This window comes from Klebsiella sp. BIGb0399 (assembly GCF_003752615.1).
GTDB lineage: Bacteria > Pseudomonadota > Gammaproteobacteria > Enterobacterales > Enterobacteriaceae > Klebsiella > Klebsiella lignicola.
This window is the reverse complement of the sequence record NZ_RKHT01000008.1, coordinates 467,224-484,678: the sequence shown is the minus strand read 5'-3', so window position 1 is coordinate 484,678 and position 17,455 is coordinate 467,224. Positions and strand designations below refer to the sequence as shown.

The window sequence follows — 17,455 nt, the reverse complement described above, 5'->3', positions numbered from 1 at the left end:
TAGACACCAGAAAAGTCGTGTATTCCGTCAACCCTCTGCTGTTATGCTACGACCGCTTACCCTCTCCCACTGCTTTTCTGCGAGGATGTTCCGTGGACCACTTACCTATTTTCTGTCAGCTGCGCGGTCGCGATTGTTTACTGGTCGGCGGCGGTGATGTTGCCGAACGCAAGGCGCGCCTGTTGCTGGATGCCGGCGCCAGGTTAACGGTCAACGCGCTGGCATTCTCGCCGCAGTTCCAGGCGTGGGCGGATTCGCAGATGCTGACGCTGGTGAAAGCGCCCTTTGACCCCGTGCTGCTTGACGCCTGCTGGCTGGCGATTGCCGCCACCGACAATGAAGATGTCAATCAACAGGTCAGCGACGCCGCAGAAGCCCGTCGGATATTCTGTAACGTGGTGGATGCGCCGCAGCAGGCCAGCTTTATTATGCCGTCGATCATCGACCGTTCGCCGCTGATGGTCGCCGTCTCCTCTGGCGGTACCTCGCCGGTGCTGGCGCGACTGCTGCGGGAAAAGCTGGAATCCCTGTTACCACTCCATTTAGGTCAGCTCGCGCACTATGCGGGCCAGCTACGTTCGCGGGTGAAAAAACAGTTTGCGACGGTTGGCGAACGTCGCCGTTTCTGGGAAAAGCTGTTTATCAACGATCGCCTCGCGCAATCGCTGGCCAACCAGGACCGTCAGGCCGTGGCGGATACCACCGAGCAGTTGCTTACGGAGCCACTGGATCATCGTGGTGAAGTGGTGCTGGTGGGCGCCGGGCCGGGCGATGCCGGGCTGCTGACGCTGAAAGGGCTCCAGCAAATTCAGCAGGCCGACGTCGTAGTGTATGACCGCCTGGTCTCCGACGACATTATGAATCTGGTACGTCGCGACGCCGACCGGGTGTTCGTCGGCAAACGCGCGGGTTACCACTGCGTACCGCAGGAAGAGATTAACCAGATCCTGCTGCGCGAAGCCCAGAACGGGCGCCGCGTTGTGCGTCTGAAAGGTGGCGATCCCTTTATTTTCGGCCGCGGGGGTGAAGAGCTGGAAACCCTGTGCAACGCCGGGATCCCCTTCTCCGTGGTACCGGGGATCACCGCCGCTTCCGGCTGTTCCGCCTATTCCGGCATCCCGCTGACCCATCGCGATTACGCCCAGGGCGTGCGGCTTGTCACCGGGCACCTGAAAACCGACGGCGAGATGGACTGGGAAAATCTGGCTGCAGAGAAACAAACCCTGGTGTTTTATATGGGGCTGAGTCAGGCACCGGCCATCCGTGAAAAGCTCATTGCCCACGGTATGGCGGCAGAGATGCCGGTCGCCATTGTGGAAAACGGCACGGCGGTCAGCCAGAAGGTGGTCTCCGGGACGCTGGATCAGCTGGATCTTCTGGCACAGCAAATGGCCAGCCCGGCATTGATTATCGTGGGTCGCGTGGTCAGCCTGCGAGACAAACTGAACTGGTTCTCACATCATTGATTCAGGCTATGCCTGAATAGCAAAAGGGCGGGATAACCCGCCCTTCTCTGTTTGCCGAACGCTGACCGATTACGGCTTAGCGACAAAACCAATAGCGTCGTACACCGCTTTCAGGGTCTCAGACGCACGAGCGCTGGCCTTGTCGGCCCCGTCTCTCATCACCTGGTTCAGGAACGCTTCGTCGTTACGGAAGCGGTTATAACGCTCCTGCAGCTCCAGCAGCATGCCGGACACGGCATCGGCCACTTCGCCTTTCAGGTGACCATACATTTTGCCTTCAAAATGCTGTTCCAGCTCGGCGATGCTCTGCCCGGTTACCCCAGAGAGGATATCCAACAGGTTGGACACGCCGGCTTTATTCTGCTGGTCGTAGCGCACAACAGGCGGCTCGTCACCGTCGGTCATTGCACGTTTGATCTTCTTGACGACCGATTTCGGGTCTTCCAGCAGGCCGATCACGTTATTGCGGTTGTCGTCCGACTTAGACATTTTCTTGGTCGGCTCAAGCAGGGACATCACGCGAGCGCCAGATTTCGGAATAAACGGTTCAGGCACTTTAAACACGTCGCCGTAGATGGCGTTGAAGCGCTGGGCAATATCGCGGCTCAGCTCCAGATGTTGCTTCTGGTCTTCGCCGACCGGCACCTGGTTGGTCTGATACAGCAGAATGTCCGCCGCCATCAGCACCGGATAGTCGAACAGGCCGGCGTTAATGTTTTCTGAATAACGCGCCGATTTATCCTTGAACTGGGTCATACGGCTCAGTTCGCCGAAATAGGTGTAGCAGTTCAGCGCCCAGCCCAGCTGTGCGTGCTCCGGCACGTGTGACTGAACGAAGATGGTGCTTTTCTCAGGATCGATCCCGCAGGCCAGATAAAGCGCCAGCGTATCCAGCGTCGCTTTACGCAGTTTCTCCGGATCCTGACGCGCGGTGATAGCATGCAAATCCACGATGCAATAGATGCAGTGATAATCATCCTGCATGCTCACCCACTGACGCAGCGCACCCATGTAGTTGCCAATGGTCAATTCACCTGAGGGCTGTGCGCCACTAAAAACGATGGGCTTAGTCATTTTTCAATTCCTGAGTTTCACTGTTCGGTAGCCCGAAAGCGGGCAAGAGTTCATTAAATTGGTCGAAGATGTAGTCCGGTTCGCTGAGGGCAATCGACTCACCGTAGTTATAGCCGTAGGTCAGCCCGATGGAACAGCAGCCCGCCGCTTTTGCCGCCTGAATGTCATTGCGGGAATCCCCGACAAACAACAGCTCAGCTGGCGCCAGCGCCAGTTTCTGCGCTACCAACAGCAGCGGATCCGGATGCGGTTTTTTATTCTTCACATCATCGCCGCCAATAACGACGCTAAAGTATTTCGCGATGTCCAGCGCGTCGAGGATTGGCGCGACAAACGGCGTCGGCTTGTTGGTCACCAGCGCCAGCGGTAAACCTTTCGCGTGCAGGGCACCGAGGGTATCGGCAACCGCCGGGAACAGGAAACTGCCCTCTTCAGCGGCTTCGGCGTAGTAGCGGTCAAACAGCTTACGCAACACCATCAGTTGCTCTGCCTGCGGGATATCGTCATGATCGACAGACGGTTTACCCATTGCGGCACGCTGGGTGGCACGTTCCTGACGCGCCCAGTTGAGGGCCCGCTCCATCAGAACATCCGCGCCGTTGCCAATCCAGGTCACGACGCGTGGCTCACCGGCGACCGGTAACTCCAGCGCGTAAAGTGCGCTATCAACCGCGGCAGTCAACCCCGGCGCGCTGTCCACCAGCGTCCCGTCCAGGTCGAAGGCAATACCGCGAATGGCGTGTAATTTATCCATGACTAACCTTTGCTAATTCACTGCGCATTTGATCAATAACCTGCTGGTAGTCCGGCTGATCGAAAATCGCCGAGCCGGCAACAAACATGTCGGCACCCGCTGCTGCAATATCCGCGATATTGCTGACCTTGACGCCGCCGTCGACTTCCAGGCGAATGTCATAGCCCGAGGCATCAATACACTGACGAACTTCGCGCAGTTTATCCAGCGTCTGTGGGATGAAAGACTGGCCGCCGAAACCTGGGTTGACGGACATCAGCAGGATAACGTCCAGCTTGTCCATCACGTAATCGAGGTAGCTCAGCGAAGTGGCCGGGTTAAACACCAGACCGGCTTTACAGCCATGTTCTTTGATTAACTGCAGGGTACGGTCGACGTGCTCAGAGGCTTCCGGATGGAAGGTGATGATACTGGCGCCCGCCGCGGCGAAATCAGGAATGATGCGGTCAACCGGCTTCACCATCAGATGCACGTCGATCGGTGCGGTGATGCCATAGTTGCGCAGTGCTTTCAGCACCATAGGGCCGATGGTCAGATTCGGCACGTAGTGGTTGTCCATCACGTCAAAGTGCACAACATCGGCACCTGCAGCCAACGCTTTGGCGGTATCTTCACCCAGACGGGCAAAATCAGCCGACAGAATCGAAGGGGCAATCAAATACTGCTTCATCCGCATCTCCTTGAAATTATTTAGTCTTGGGCGGACGGTAAAGTGCAAGAAGCTCGTCCACCTTCTTTCGTGTACCACCGTTGCTGCTGATGCTGCGTCGCACTTTGACGACATGCAGCTTAGCCTGACGATACCATTCGCGCGTCAGCGCCGTATCGTGGTTGGAAATCAGAACCGGAACCCGCTGTTCGAGCAGATTCTCTGCCAGTTGCGCCAGGTGCGCCTGCTGTTCGGCATTAAAGCTGCTGGTGTGGTATGCCGTAAAATTGGCGGTCGACGACAAAGGGGCATACGGCGGATCGCAATAGACCACCGAAGACCCGTCCGCGCGTGCCATGCTGTCGGCATACGACTCGCAGTAGAAGTACGCATTCTGCGCCTTCTGGGCAAAATGATACAGCTCGGCTTCCGGGAAATAGGGTTTCTTGTAACGGCCGAACGGGACGTTAAATTCACCGCGCAGGTTGTAACGACACAGGCCATTGTAACCGTGGCGGTTGAGGTACAGGAACAACACCGCACGGCGGAATGGGTCCTGGCTCAGGTTGAATTCAGTCCGGAACCGGTAGTACTGCTCTGCGGCGTTATTTTCCGGCGTAAACATGTCACGCGCTGCGGCCACGTACTCATCAGTCTGCAATTTGACGATGTTGTAGAGACCGATCAGATCGCTGTTGATGTCCGCGAGGATATAACGAGAAAAGTCGGTATTAAGAAATACCGACCCGGCGCCCACAAAGGGCTCAATCAGACAATCACCTTGCGGCAAATGCTTTTTAATATCGTCAAGCAGGGGGTATTTCCCCCCTGCCCATTTCAGAAAAGCGCGATTCTTTTTCATGCTGCCTAACTAATTACACATTCTCCGGCTGTGGAGAAAGCTCCGACAGCACCCTGCGCTTAAGACTACACCGCGCTTATTTCAGGTCAGCTTGTACCTGATGCAGCGGTTTCGCCCACGGGTTTTTCGCCTGCACGTCCGCTGGCAGAGTGGTTACAGCACGCTTCGCTTCGTCTTTCGAGGCGTAGATGCCGCTGACCAGTACATACCAGGGTTGACCGTTGCGGGTGGTCTCATAGACAACATATTTTTCCAGCTTCTCTTTCTTCGCCCAGCTATTCAGGTTGTTGTAGTTGGAGGAGGAGCTAAGTTGCAGAGTGTAGTTGCCAGACGGTGCCGCTTTCATGGAGCTGACATCACCCGCTGTTTTACCACCGGCAGCTGCTGCCGGAGCCGCTGTCGCCGCCGTTGTGGCTGCTGCAGTGGCCGCTGGCGCGGTCGCCGTGGCTGCCGGAGCAGGTTTAGTCTGTGCTGTCGCAACAGGCTTGCTCGGCTGGGTAACAGGCGCTTTCACCGGGGCGGTTGCCGCAGTGCTTTCTACACGCTTAGGCTGTACTGGCTTCGCTTCAACCGGCGCTTTCGCAACGGGCTTCGGCTCAATAACCGTATGCTTACGCTCTGCCGGACGCTGGGTGGCGGCAGTCTGACGTTCGGTTGTCGCCTGACGCGGCGCGGTGCCATTGCGTACCGGAGCAACGGTGGCAGGTTCGGTCGGCAGTGTGGAGTTAGCCACAGCGCTGTCAATCTGGCCCGGTTGCTGAGTCAGTGCATTGTTCAGATCGCCCTGAACTTCAACACGCTGCTGCCCTTGCGGCTCAGTGGTCGTCTGGCCTTGAGTCGGGTTAGCGGCGATTGGCGGCAGAGAGACGTCCTGCTGCTGAGTGGTACCCGCAGTCTGACCCTGAGAAGCAGACGGCTCCTGAGAGGCTGGCTGAGCATTACCAGACTGATCGTCTGACAGGTTGATGCTCTTTTCACCTGATGCGGTTTGTTCGCTGGAAGAGGACGGCGACTTCAGTGCAGAACCGATGCCAACAATCAGCAGCAGCAGCACGAGGATCCCCACCCCCATCATAATATACTGGCGAGACGCTGGCTTTGAGGGCGCTTTCTTACGCTTACGCGGACGGCGCTCTACCTGCTGCTCTTCCTGCTCTTCGTCTTCTTCAGACTCTACGTCCTCTTCATACTCTTCTTCATCGCGCTCGCGGCGTGCTTTACTGGCACGTGTTGGACGGCTGTCATCCGCATCAAGATCGACATCATCAAAATTGATCTGCGGATCGCTATCGCGCTCGGAAGATTGACGGGAACGACCAGTACGACGATCGCTGCGATCGGCTTTCAGATCGTCTTCTGGTTTTAATTCATCCATTTAACACCCCACTAAAAGGCTTATGCTCACGACTTTTGCATGTCACCTGAAATGATAACGCCGCGCAAGCGCGGCTAGACCTTCTTATTGTTGCGCTAGCTGAGTATCAGCAATCGCGCCAAGAACAACATCATGCGGCACTCCGCCGCGTACTTCGCTTTTCCCTATAGCGAGCGGAAGTACCAGCCGCATCTCACCGGCCAGCACTTTCTTATCACGCATCATGTGGGGCAGATACGCTTGCGCAGACATCTCCTGCGGTCCACGTACCGGCAAGCCCGCACGCTGCAACAGCGTAATGATACGCTGAGTGTCCTGTTTGCTGAACTGCCCTAATCGTTCGGACGTATGCGCGGCCATCACCATACCGGCAGCGACGGCTTCGCCGTGGAGCCAGTTACCGTAGCCCATTTCGGCCTCAATAGCATGACCAAAAGTATGTCCAAGATTGAGTAAAGCACGTAACCCGGTTTCGCGCTCGTCAGCAGCGACAACTTCGGCTTTCAGCTCACAACAACGACGAATGCAATACGCCATGGCTTTCTCGTCAAGGGCCATCAGCGCATCGATATTGTCTTCAAGCCAGCTGAAGAATTCAGGGTCAAGGATAATGCCATATTTGATGACTTCGGCCAGTCCGGATGAGAGCTCGCGGGCCGGCAACGTCTTGAGACAGTTGAGATCGACGACCACGGAAACCGGCTGCCAGAAGGCACCAATCATGTTTTTTCCGAGAGGATGATTGACGGCCGTTTTACCACCGACCGAGGAGTCCACCTGCGACAGCAGAGTGGTTGGAACCTGGATAAAGCGCACGCCGCGCTGATAGCTAGCCGCAGCAAAGCCGGTTAAATCACCGACTACACCACCACCGAGCGCCACCAGCGTCGTATCACGGCCATGCGGTTTTTGCAGCAGGGCGGTAAAGACGGTATCCATCACTGCCAGGCTTTTGTACTGCTCGCCGTCAGGGAGAATGACACTGTCAACCTTAACACCCGCCAGCTCCATCACGGAGCGAACGTTATCCAAATAAAGCGGCGCCAGAGTCTCATTGGTGACCAGCATTACCTGATCGCCTGATTTCAGTGGCTGGAAGGAAGCTGGATCGTTAAACAAACCAGCCGCGATGGTAATCGGGTAACTACGTTCCCCGAGAGTTACAGTAAGCCTCTCCATAACGCGACGTCCACCTCAGTTGCTTTTACTCTGACGCTCTTTATTAAGCCAGAATCAATTGCTTTCCAGCATATGAATAATCTGGTTTGCCACGACTTTTGCGCTTTGATCGTCGGTACGGATAGTGACGTCAGCAATCTCTTCATACAGTGGGTTGCGTTCGTCGGCCAACGCTTCAAGAACTTCGCGAGGCGGCGCTTCAACTTGTAAGAGAGGACGCTTTTTATCACGCTGCGTACGGGCAAGCTGTTTTTCGATCGTTGTTTCCAGGTACACCACCACGCCGCGGGCGGAGAGACGGTTACGCGTTTCACGGGATTTCACAGAGCCGCCGCCAGTCGCCAGCACAATTCCCTGCTTTTCCGTCAACTCATTGATGATCTTTTCTTCACGGTCGCGGAAGCCGTCTTCACCTTCGACATCGAAAACCCAGCCTACATCTGCGCCAGTGCGTTTCTCAATCTCTTGATCAGAATCGTAAAATTCCATATTGAGCTGTTGGGCTAACTGGCGCCCAATAGTGCTTTTGCCGGCACCCATAGGCCCAACCAGAAAGATATTGCGTTTCTCTGCCATTTTTTCGGTACTACTAAGACTATTCGTTAATGGTAAACCCGCTTCGCAACTACCCGGCGCAGCAGGACATGAACTGAAACCTCATATGCAATAGAGCGAGAGTCAGACTGAAAATTATCTCAATACTCAGGCAGGTTTGGCAACTGAATATACTCTTCAATATTCAAACTACCCTGCCGTCGGCTGCACTTTTTCGCCTCCAGGTGCATAGTTATCTATGTTTCTGGGGGTAAATCAGCTTGCCGCCTTGATGCATCCTGAGTGATCTTGTTTAAATCACCGGACAAAAAAGAAGATTGATGCCGTACCCGACTCTCAAATCGGTACCCCTTGTATGCTAAATCCGTCCTCACGTCAAACACCTGAAACGTGTTTAGCAATAAAAGGGCTTAATGCACTGCCAGAATTCGTGGGGTGATGAAGACCACCAGTTCACGTCGTTCCTTCCCTTTACCATCGTGACGAAACAGCTGACCAAGCAAGGGGATATCGCTAAGTAAGGGAATACCATCGCGGGCTGATTTCTTTTTTTGTGAAAATATGCCGCCCAGCGCCAGCGTTTCACCGCTTTTCACTTCGACCTGGGTTTCAATTTCTTGTTTGTCGATCGCCAGCACTTCGCCATTCTCCTGTTTCAGGGCCTGGCCCGGCGTATTTTCGCTAATCCGTAACTTCAGGCGCACACGGTTTTGCTGCAGAACCGTTGGCGTGACCTCCATGCCTAACACCGCTTCTTTAAACTCCACCGAAGTCGCGCCGTTTTCACCCCGGGAAACCTGATACGGGATCTCGCTCCCCTGTTTGATACTGGCAGGCTGCATGTGGGAAGCCAGCAAACGGGGGCTGGCGATGATTTCCACCAGCTGCTTTTGTTCCAGCGCCGAGAGCTCCAGTTCCAGCAACCGCCCGCTGATGCGACCGATGTTAAAACCGGCCCGTGTATCGGCATGACTTACCGCCTGCTGACTGCTCAAGGTCGTTAGCTTGCCGAAACCTGGCGTATTGCTGGCCTCGGCCAGACTCCATTTCACCCCCAGTTCACGCAGGCTGGTTTCACTCATGGAAACAATATGCGCAGCCAGTTCGACCTGACCAACCGGGAGATCCATCTCCTGCGCCCACGCTTTCAGGATCGCAAGATGGCGGGCATCATCGCGCATCAGCAGGCGATTGGTGCGTGTATCCACCGTCAGGCTGCCACGAGCGCTGAGTAATTTATCCCCGACCTTCGCCAGCTCCGCCGCGTCGGCATAGTGCAAAGTCATGCTGTGCCGTTGTAACGGCAAGCTAAGTAATCGCTTCTCACGTTCCGCCTCCTGCTGTGCCTGCCGGGCGTTTTTCCAGGCCAGCGTGTGCACATAGAGAACCGTGCCCTGCTGGCTAAGCGTCAGTCCGGCGCTATCGATAACCGACCGTAACGCCTGCTGCCAGGGAATATTTTTAAGATGCAGCGACAGCGAACCGCTGACGTCCGGCGCGATAATCAGGTTTTTTTGCCGCATTTCTGCCAGGGTTTGCAGCACCTGAGCAACCGGCACATCATCAACCATCAGAGAAACTGGCGGCTCATTTTTTGCCGCTCCGCTCGCGGTAAGCGCCATTGCTGGTAGCAGCAGAATCAGCAGGCTTATCCATCGCATCATTTATTCCGACCTCCTTTCGCTTCCACGCCCAATGCAGGGGTTCGCATCCTGGCCCGGTAGTGATTTCAATGCGTTCCGCCGTCAGCGCAGTGACTTGCCAGCCAGAAGGCAAGACGTCATCCACCCGTACGCGGCGCCATTTCCCTGCGCTGTCCTGCAGGTAACCCACGTTCTGCTGCGCAGTACCCACCGCGCCGCCGTAATGCCATTGCGCCAGCTGCGCCGTCTGGCAGCGGTCTTCCACTGGCTCAAACGGATCGCGTTCGGCAGCCAGCCCCGGCAACGGAAGCAGACACAGCAGACACCACCCGTTAATCCGCATGCTCGGCCTCCAGCGCCAGCGTCATCTGCAACGATCCCTTGAGAGGATGAAGTGAAAACGCCGTGACGCGCATACTGCACTGCGCGAGCCACGAAAACAGAGGCGGTACCGCCTGCCAGCGGACATCCAGCACCAGTTCTCCCCCTCGCCCCACAGGACGCCAGGCCAGCAGTTTGCTGCCAGCACCGGGCAGATCCATCGGAGAAAAGCGCTGCGTGATGGGTTCTTCAACGCTATCCTGCTGCGCAGCGACCTGTAGCGGCATCAGCCGCAGCCACTGCTGGCGTATGCCGGGAGGCTCATGGCCTTCAACTGGCGCAGGTGGTAACGAGAACCAGAAATACCCCGCCACCAGCAATACCAGCACGATCGGCAGCGCCAGCTGGCCGCCGCGCCCGGTATAAAGCAGCCCGCTCCAGCGCTCAATGATGGCTCGCATCGGCGTGCTCTCCGGCAAGCGAAAAACTAAACTGCCAGTACCCCTGCTCACCGCGACGCGTTTCACCAGCCCTCGCGGGCCGGAACCCGGAAACCGCACTGAGAGCCTGCTCCAGCCCCGCTACGGCGTTCAGGTTCAAGGCCTGCCCGCTCAACGTCAGGGCATCACGCTGATACTCCAGCCGGGTTAACCAGACCTGTGATGGAAGCCGCGTGGCAATGGTCTGTAGACGCTGATGCCAGGCCTCGGTCAACGCTCGTCTGTGCTGCCGCTGGCGCCGTTGTTCCCACTGCTGTTGCCGCTCCAGCAGCAGGCTTTCGCGCTGGCTGAGGGCAGCAAGGAGCTGGTTGTCCGCCGCCATGCGTACCGCGACAGGTGCCTCGCCGGCGTCGCGTGCTGCCCGCTGAGCCACGGCGAGCGTCAGCAGCGTCAGTACCAGCCCGATGGCATACAGCATCCCGATGCGCACTCGCTGACGGCGGCGCACGTCACGCCAGGGTAGAAAATTGACCAGGGCAGCCATGGTTAACGCCCGCCTAACGCCAGCCCGATCGCCACGGCAAAGCCATCGCCGCCCTCTGGCAACGGGGGTTGCAGGCGGTAAATGACGCTCCAGGGGTCAAAGCAGGGTTCATCGCCGGAACCAGCAGCGCAATGCTGGAGTGACTCGGCGTTGATCTGCCGGGCAAGCTGGGTAAATGAAGCGGTTTCAGTGCAGGACGAGCAGCCCCAACCCTCTTGCGTGGCCCACAACCAGTTCTGGCCATGACGCCACCCCAGACCGTGCGATCCTGAAGGCAGCCAGGGGAAATAGGCGCTGAGAGCACTGGCATCCGGCACAATCTCTGCCACTCTTAGCTTCAGACGCACCGCGAGCTGGCGCAGCAGGTCGATCTCCAGGCGTTGCGCCGCCGTCACCCGCCATTCAGTCAGTGCCGGTGCGGCCGAATAATCGATGCAGAGTGAGGCGACGGGCATTTCCAGTTGCTGTGCCATAACGCTGGTTATCCATTGCGCGCGTTCACTTTCGCTGAGGGACAGCTGTGTTCGCGGCAGCCGCTTTTGCAGGGTTCGGCTGGCCGGAAAGGCAATGCTGACCTGGTGTTGCAGCGGCAACTCTCGCCGCCAGTGCCGTAGCTGCTGTGCCAGCCCGACAACGTCAACCACCATTCCATGACGAACGGTGCCGGGTGTCAGCGGGATACGCCACCAGCGACATAACGCCCAACGTGAGCGCGCGTAACGCAGCGCCACAAGCACGATTTCGTCCTGCTGGATATGCATCCCTATTCGCCAGTTGCTGAAAGCCATGCTTACGATCTCCTTGTCCGCCATTACGGCTCGACTCTATCAATGCACCAGGCTTGCCTTTATACTACCGCGCGTTTGTTTATAAACTGCCCAAATCAAACTAAATGGGAAATCTCCGGTGAAGTTCGTAAAGTATCTATTGATCCTTGCAGTCTGTTGCGTACTGCTGGGAGCAGGCTCGATTTTTGGCCTTTATAAATATATTGAGCCGCAACTCCCCGATGTCGCGACCTTGAAGGATGTGCGTTTGCAGATCCCGATGCAGGTCTATAGCGCGGATGGCGAGCTGATCGCGCAATATGGCGAAAAACGTCGTATTCCTGTCACGTTGCAGCAAATGCCGCCTGAACTGATCAAAGCGATTGTTGCCACCGAAGACAGCCGTTTCTATGAGCACCATGGCATTGACCCCGTCGGTATCTTCCGTGCCGTCAGCGTGGCCATGTTCTCCGGTCATGCTTCGCAAGGTGCCAGTACCATCACTCAGCAGCTTGCGCGTAACTTCTTCCTCAGTCCGGAGAAGACCCTGATGCGTAAGATCAAAGAAGCCTTCCTGGCGATCCGCATCGAGCAGTTGCTGAATAAAGATGAAATCCTTGAGCTGTACCTGAATAAAATCTATCTCGGCTACCGTGCCTACGGCGTTGGCGCCGCGGCGCAGGTCTACTTTGGTAAAAACGTCGATCAGCTGACGCTGAGTGAAATGGCGGTAATTGCCGGCCTGCCTAAAGCACCGTCGACCTTTAACCCGCTCTATTCGATGGATCGCGCTACCGCACGTCGCAACGTGGTTCTGGCGCGTATGCTGAGTGAAGGCTATATCACCCAGACGCAGTACGACAGCGCACGTAGCGAAAGCATCGACGCTCGCTACCACGCACCGGAAATTGCCTTCTCCGCGCCTTATCTGAGTGAAATGGTCCGCCAGGAAATGGTCCGCCGCTACGGCGAGCAGGCCTATGAAGATGGCTACCGCGTTTACACCACCATTACCCGTAAAAATCAGCAATCGGCCCAGCAGGCAGTCCGCAATAATGTGCTGGATTACGATATGCGCCACGGCTACCGCGGCCCGGCAAATGTGCTGTGGAAAGTGGGTGAAACCCCGTGGGATAACGCTAAAATTCTGGCGGAGCTCAAACGACTGCCGGGATACGGGCCGCTGACGCCTGCGGTGATCACCGCGGCGAACCCGCAGGAAGCCGTTGCACTATTAAACAACGGTACCGCCGTCACGCTGAATATTGATGCCGTCCGCTGGGCGCGTCGCTTTATCTCCGATACCCAACAGGGCGCTACGCCACGTAAAGTGACCGACGTACTGCAGGCCGGGCAGCAGGTGTGGGTGCGCCAGGTGGGTGCTAACTGGGCGCTCTCACAGGTTCCGGACGTCAACTCGGCGCTGGTATCCATCAACCCGCAAAATGGCGCCATTATCGCGCTGGTTGGCGGTTTCGATTTCAATCAGAGCAAATTTAACCGCGCGACCCAGGCGCTGCGTCAGGTCGGCTCAAACATCAAGCCGTTCCTCTATACCGCGGCGATGGATAAGGGCCTGACCCTGGCAAGTATGCTCAACGACGTACCGATTTCCCGCTGGGACGCCGGCGCCGGTTCCGACTGGCAGCCGAAGAACTCCCCGCCGCAGTACGCCGGCCCGATCCGCCTGCGTCAGGGGCTGGGACAGTCGAAAAACGTGGTGATGGTACGCGCCATGCGCGCTATGGGCGTCGATTATGCCGCGGAATATCTGCAGCGCTTCGGCTTCCCGGCACAGAATATCGTACGTACCGAATCGCTGGCGCTGGGTTCCGCTTCCTTTACGCCGCTGCAGGTGGCCCGCGGTTACTCGGTGATGGCGAACGGCGGTTTCCTGGTGACGCCTTTCTTTATCAGCAAAATCGAGAACGACCAGGCCGGTGTGATCTTCGAAGAACGACCGAAGATTGCCTGCCCACAGTGCGATGTGCCGGTGATTTACGGTGACACACCGAAATCCAACGTGCTGGAAAACAAGGATGTCGAAGATGTCGCCACCTCTGACACCGCACAGAATATTCCGGTACCGCCGCAGCCACAGCTTGAACAGGCTAACCAGTCTCTGGTCGCGCAAACCGGCACGCAGGAATACGCGCCGCACGTGATTAACACCCCGCTGGCATTCCTGATTAAAAGCGCGCTGAACACCAACATTTTCGGCGAACCAGGCTGGATGGGTACCGGCTGGCGTGCCGGTCGCGACCTGCAACGCAAAGATATCGGCGGTAAAACCGGGACCACCAACAGCTCTAAAGACGCCTGGTTCTCGGGCTACGGTCCTGGCGTCGTCACGTCGGTATGGATTGGTTTCGACGATCACCGCCGCGACCTGGGGCGGACCACCGCTTCCGGGGCGATTAAAGATCAGATCTCCGGCTATGAAGGGGGGGCAAAAAGCGCCCAGCCGGCCTGGGATGACTTTATGAAACGGGTGCTGGAAGGCGTACCGGAAGAGCCGCTAACTCCGCCACCTGGCGTGGTGACGGTGAATATCGACCGGAGCACCGGGCAGCTCGCGAGCGGGGGTAACAGCCGCGCCGAATACTTCATCGAAGGCACGCAGCCTACTCATCAGGCGGTGCATGAAGTGGGGACCACCATCACCGATGGCGGTGGCGAAACTCACGAATTGTTCTGACAAAAAAAGCGCCTGCGGGCGCTTTTTCTTTATCTCTGTGCTCGGATCGGCACCTGACTTTCGCGAACTACAACCGCCCCTGAGCCAGCAGCCATTCACGGACCAGGAACAACGCACTGACGTTGCGCGCTTCATTAAAGTCTTCTTCATCCAGCAGCGTCATCAGCTGCGATATCGGCCAGCGCACCTGCGGTAACGGCTCCGGCTCATCGCCCGGCAGCGATTCCGGATACAGGTCTTCCGCCACCAGAATATTCATCTTGCTGGAGAAATACGACGGCGCCATGCTCAGTTTTTTCAGGAACGTCAGCTGGTTGGCACCGAAACCGACTTCTTCTTTCAGTTCGCGGTTCGCCGCCTCCAGCACGGTTTCACCCGGATCAATCAACCCTTTGGAGAACCCCAGTTCATAGGATTCGGTGCCAACGGCATATTCACGAATCAGGATGAGGTGGTCATCAACAATCGGGACAATCATCACGGCTTCACGCGTAGAAGGACGCATGCGTTCATACACGCGACGCACACCGTTGCTGAACTCCAGATCCACACTTTCAACGTTAAAAAGACGCGAACGCGCTACTGTTTCAACATTAAGAATGGTGGGTTTTTGTAATGATTTGCTCATTGTTATCGATCTATGCTGTGATTCCAGAAGGCATTGTGCGATACGCGCCACGGTTTCGGCAATTCAATTCGCCACTAATTTACATAATTGCAACCTAAATAGCGGTAGGCGAACGCTGATTAAGATAAAAAAGTCAATAGTTTGAAATGTCTTTGAGAATTTACTGATTCCTGATTTTTTGCGTTTTTGATAAGCTACCAGGCAGCTGTATCGCATACTAATTTTTCCCGTATTTACACGACATCTGCCACGAGCAAACTGCAGGTTTGCGCAACGTGTTATGCAATCGACGAACCTGTAAGAAAAGAATAACTATGATGGGATGGGCATGGGCACCTTTCTGATTTCTGTCACAGCTCTGCTAATCTGCGCATTGCTCATCGGGTGGTGGTATCGCGTGCATGCCAGACGTCGCCGCCTCCCCCTGCTGCATGCCTTTAGTGACGCCGCGACGCGCAAGATCACGACGGATGAACAGCGGGCGGTAGAAAAATACCTCGAGGGCGTCAATCGCTCACAGCAGACGCCGGCATCCGGAGCCAGCGTGGCGCCGGCCGATCTCTCATTAACGCCTCAGAGCGATACCGTCTTTACCGTCACCCGCGCGATTACGCGCTACGGCATTACCACTGACGAATCGAACAAATGGCGCTATTTCCTCGACTCGGTAGAAGTTCATCTGCCACCGTTCTGGGAACAATATATCAATGACGAAAATAACATTGAGCTGATCCCTACCGAGAGCCTGCCGCTGGTCATTGCACTCAATGGTCATGCGCTCAGCGATTATCCGCAGGAGCATCGCAACTTCGCGCTTGAGCGGGTATCGGCCACCCAGGCCTCAATACGCGGGGAAGAGAGCGAGCAGATTGAGCTGCTGAACATTCGCCAGGAAAGCCAGGAAGAACACGCCCTGATTCGTCCTGACGGCCTTCGTGAAGCCGTCCTCATCGTCGCCTCGTTCCTGCTGTTTTACTTCAGCCTGATCAGCCCCTACGTGTTTACGCCGTGGTTGCTGGCTGGCGGCTTGCTGCTGCTGGCAGCAGGCCTGTGGGGGATCTATGCCCCGCCGCGTAAGACCTCGCTCCGGGAGATCCACTGCCTGCGCGGAATGCCAAAACGCTGGGGCCTGTTTGGCGAAAATGACCAGGAGCAGATCAACAACATCTCCCTGGGAATTATCGATCTGATTTACCCACGCCACTGGCAGCCCTGGATTGCCCAGGATCTCGGCCAGCAAACGGATATCGATATCTATCTGAGTCGCCATGTCGTTCGCCAGGGTCGCTTCCTGTCATTGCACGATGAGGTGAAACACTTCCCTCTGCAGTATTGGCTGCGCAGCGCGATTATCGCCAGCGGCGCGCTGCTGGTGGTGGTGATGCTGTGGGCCAGCGTGCCGCTGAATATGCCGTTTAAATTCACCCTCTCTTGGCTGAAGGGCGCGCAGACAATTGAAGCTACCACCGTCGCGCAAATGGAAAAGTCGCAGGTTCGCATCGGCGATACGCTCAGGTTGAAAGGCATTGGGATGTGTAATATCCACTCTCCCGACAGCTGGACGGCCAAAGAGAATTCGCCGTTTATGCCCTTCGATTGTTCACAGATCATCTGGAATGAAGCCCCGCCGCTGCCGCTGCCGGAGTCCGACATTGTCAGTAAAGCCACCGCGCTGATGCAGTCCGTTCAGCGCCAGCTGCATCCTGACCCGGACGATGATTCACGCGTCAGCCCGGCGCTGCGCTCGGCAATTCAGAAATCAGGCATGGTATTGCTGGACGACTTTGGCGATATCGTGATTAAAACCAATAGCCTGTGTTCGGCCAAAGATGACTGTACCCGGTTGAAAAATGCGCTGGTTAACCTTGGCAATACCCGTAACTGGGAAGCCCTGACCAAGCGCGCCAGTTCAGGCAAGCTGGATGGCGTCAACGTGCTGCTTCGCCCGGTCAGCGCCGAATCACTGGAGAACCTCGTCACCACCTCAACCGCGCCGTTTATCGTTCGCGAGACATCGCGTGCGGCACAGGCGCTGAACAGCCCGGCCCCTGGCGGCTTCGTGATCGCCAGCGATGAAGGCAGCGAGCTGGTCAATCAGCCGTGGCCCACCACCAGCCTGTATGACTATCCGGCCCATGAACAGTGGGGTGAACTGCAACGGTTGGCTGGCATGCTGATGCGTACGCCATTCCACGCCGAAGGGATCGTCACCAATCTGTTCACCGATGCCAACGGGACACAGCACATCAATCTGCATCGCATTCCTGACCGCTCCGGTCTGTGGCGCTATCTTGGCACCACCCTGCTGCTGCTGACGATGTTAGGCTGCATGTCGTGGCACGGCGTCCTGACGATTCGTCGCTACCAGCGCCATCGCCAGCGGATGGAAGATATTCAGAAATACTATGAAAGCTGCCTGAATCCGGTCCTCATCCCCTCGACGGATCATCAAGAGTAATTCCCGGCGCGATGGGTGTGATACCCTGTCGCGCATTTCCCC

Annotated in this window: 16 protein-coding genes; 3 read left to right on the top strand and 13 right to left on the bottom strand. The window is 56.7% G+C overall.

What is annotated here, in order from left to right:
- The first annotated feature begins 92 nt into the window (after positions 1 to 92).
- Positions 93 to 1,466, top strand: coding sequence for a siroheme synthase CysG (cysG, locus tag EDF82_RS20535; protein WP_123757344.1), 1,374 nt, complete (start codon positions 93 to 95; stop codon positions 1,464 to 1,466).
- Positions 1,467 to 1,535: 69 nt separating this feature from the next.
- Here the strand turns inward: cysG and trpS are convergent, their stop codons facing one another.
- The 12 genes from trpS to EDF82_RS20465 form a co-directional block, all read right to left on the bottom strand.
- On the bottom strand, positions 1,536 to 2,540 hold the full coding sequence (trpS, locus tag EDF82_RS20530) for a tryptophan--tRNA ligase (RefSeq protein WP_123757343.1): 1,005 nt from the start codon (positions 2,538 to 2,540) through the stop codon (positions 1,536 to 1,538).
- Positions 2,533 to 3,294, bottom strand: coding sequence for a phosphoglycolate phosphatase (gph, locus tag EDF82_RS20525; protein ID WP_123757342.1), 762 nt, complete (start codon positions 3,292 to 3,294; stop codon positions 2,533 to 2,535). The genes trpS and gph overlap by 8 nt, the downstream gene beginning before the upstream one ends.
- Positions 3,287 to 3,964 (bottom strand): ribulose-phosphate 3-epimerase, encoded by a 678-nt coding sequence (gene rpe, locus EDF82_RS20520; RefSeq protein WP_123757341.1) that lies wholly within the window; start codon positions 3,962 to 3,964, stop codon positions 3,287 to 3,289. The genes gph and rpe overlap by 8 nt, the downstream gene beginning before the upstream one ends.
- Positions 3,965 to 3,980: 16 nt before the next feature.
- Entirely contained in the window at positions 3,981 to 4,805 is an 825-nt protein-coding gene (dam, locus tag EDF82_RS20515; protein WP_123757340.1) for an adenine-specific DNA-methyltransferase, read from the bottom strand.
- Positions 4,806 to 4,881: 76 nt separating this feature from the next.
- A complete protein-coding gene (damX, locus tag EDF82_RS20510) occupies positions 4,882 to 6,180 on the bottom strand; it encodes a cell division protein DamX (protein WP_123757339.1) in 1,299 nt (432 codons plus the stop codon).
- Between the two features lie 84 nt (positions 6,181 to 6,264).
- A complete protein-coding gene (aroB, locus tag EDF82_RS20505; protein ID WP_123757338.1) occupies positions 6,265 to 7,359 on the bottom strand; it encodes a 3-dehydroquinate synthase in 1,095 nt (364 codons plus the stop codon).
- Positions 7,360 to 7,413: 54 nt separating this feature from the next.
- Positions 7,414 to 7,935: a shikimate kinase AroK gene (gene aroK / locus EDF82_RS20500; protein WP_004868452.1), complete on the bottom strand. Its 522-nt coding sequence runs from the start codon at positions 7,933 to 7,935 to the stop codon at positions 7,414 to 7,416.
- Positions 7,936 to 8,324: 389 nt separating this feature from the next.
- Positions 8,325 to 9,578 (bottom strand): DNA uptake porin HofQ, encoded by a 1,254-nt coding sequence (gene hofQ, locus EDF82_RS20485; RefSeq protein ID WP_123757337.1) that lies wholly within the window; start codon positions 9,576 to 9,578, stop codon positions 8,325 to 8,327.
- Positions 9,502 to 9,900, bottom strand: coding sequence for a HofP DNA utilization family protein (locus tag EDF82_RS20480; RefSeq protein WP_123757336.1), 399 nt, complete (start codon positions 9,898 to 9,900; stop codon positions 9,502 to 9,504). The genes hofQ and EDF82_RS20480 overlap by 77 nt, the downstream gene beginning before the upstream one ends.
- Positions 9,890 to 10,339 carry a hypothetical protein gene (locus EDF82_RS20475; protein ID WP_123757335.1) on the bottom strand — a complete coding sequence of 150 codons (450 nt, stop codon included), beginning with the start codon at positions 10,337 to 10,339 and terminating at the stop codon, positions 9,890 to 9,892. The genes EDF82_RS20480 and EDF82_RS20475 overlap by 11 nt, the downstream gene beginning before the upstream one ends.
- A complete protein-coding gene (locus EDF82_RS20470) occupies positions 10,323 to 10,862 on the bottom strand; it encodes a PilN domain-containing protein (protein ID WP_123757334.1) in 540 nt (179 codons plus the stop codon). The genes EDF82_RS20475 and EDF82_RS20470 overlap by 17 nt, the downstream gene beginning before the upstream one ends.
- 2 nt (positions 10,863 to 10,864) lie before the next feature.
- Positions 10,865 to 11,650, bottom strand: coding sequence for a pilus assembly protein (locus tag EDF82_RS20465; protein WP_123757333.1), 786 nt, complete (start codon positions 11,648 to 11,650; stop codon positions 10,865 to 10,867).
- 118 nt (positions 11,651 to 11,768) lie between these two features.
- Between EDF82_RS20465 and mrcA the strand changes: the two genes are divergently transcribed.
- Complete coding sequence (mrcA, locus tag EDF82_RS20460; protein ID WP_199733708.1) at positions 11,769 to 14,327, top strand: peptidoglycan glycosyltransferase/peptidoglycan DD-transpeptidase MrcA; 2,559 nt, start codon at positions 11,769 to 11,771, stop codon at positions 14,325 to 14,327.
- A gap of 67 nt (positions 14,328 to 14,394) precedes the next feature.
- On the opposite strand, the gene nudE is transcribed toward mrcA, so the two are convergent.
- The gene (gene nudE, locus EDF82_RS20455) at positions 14,395 to 14,955 is read right to left on the bottom strand and encodes an ADP compounds hydrolase NudE (protein ID WP_123757331.1); all 561 of its coding nucleotides are present in this window, start codon (positions 14,953 to 14,955) and stop codon (positions 14,395 to 14,397) included.
- 328 nt (positions 14,956 to 15,283) lie between these two features.
- Here nudE and EDF82_RS20450 point away from each other — a divergent pair, with 328 nt between their 5' ends.
- Entirely contained in the window at positions 15,284 to 17,413 is a 2,130-nt protein-coding gene (locus EDF82_RS20450; RefSeq protein WP_123757330.1) for an intracellular growth attenuator family protein, read from the top strand.
- Positions 17,414 to 17,455: the final 42 nt, after the last annotated feature.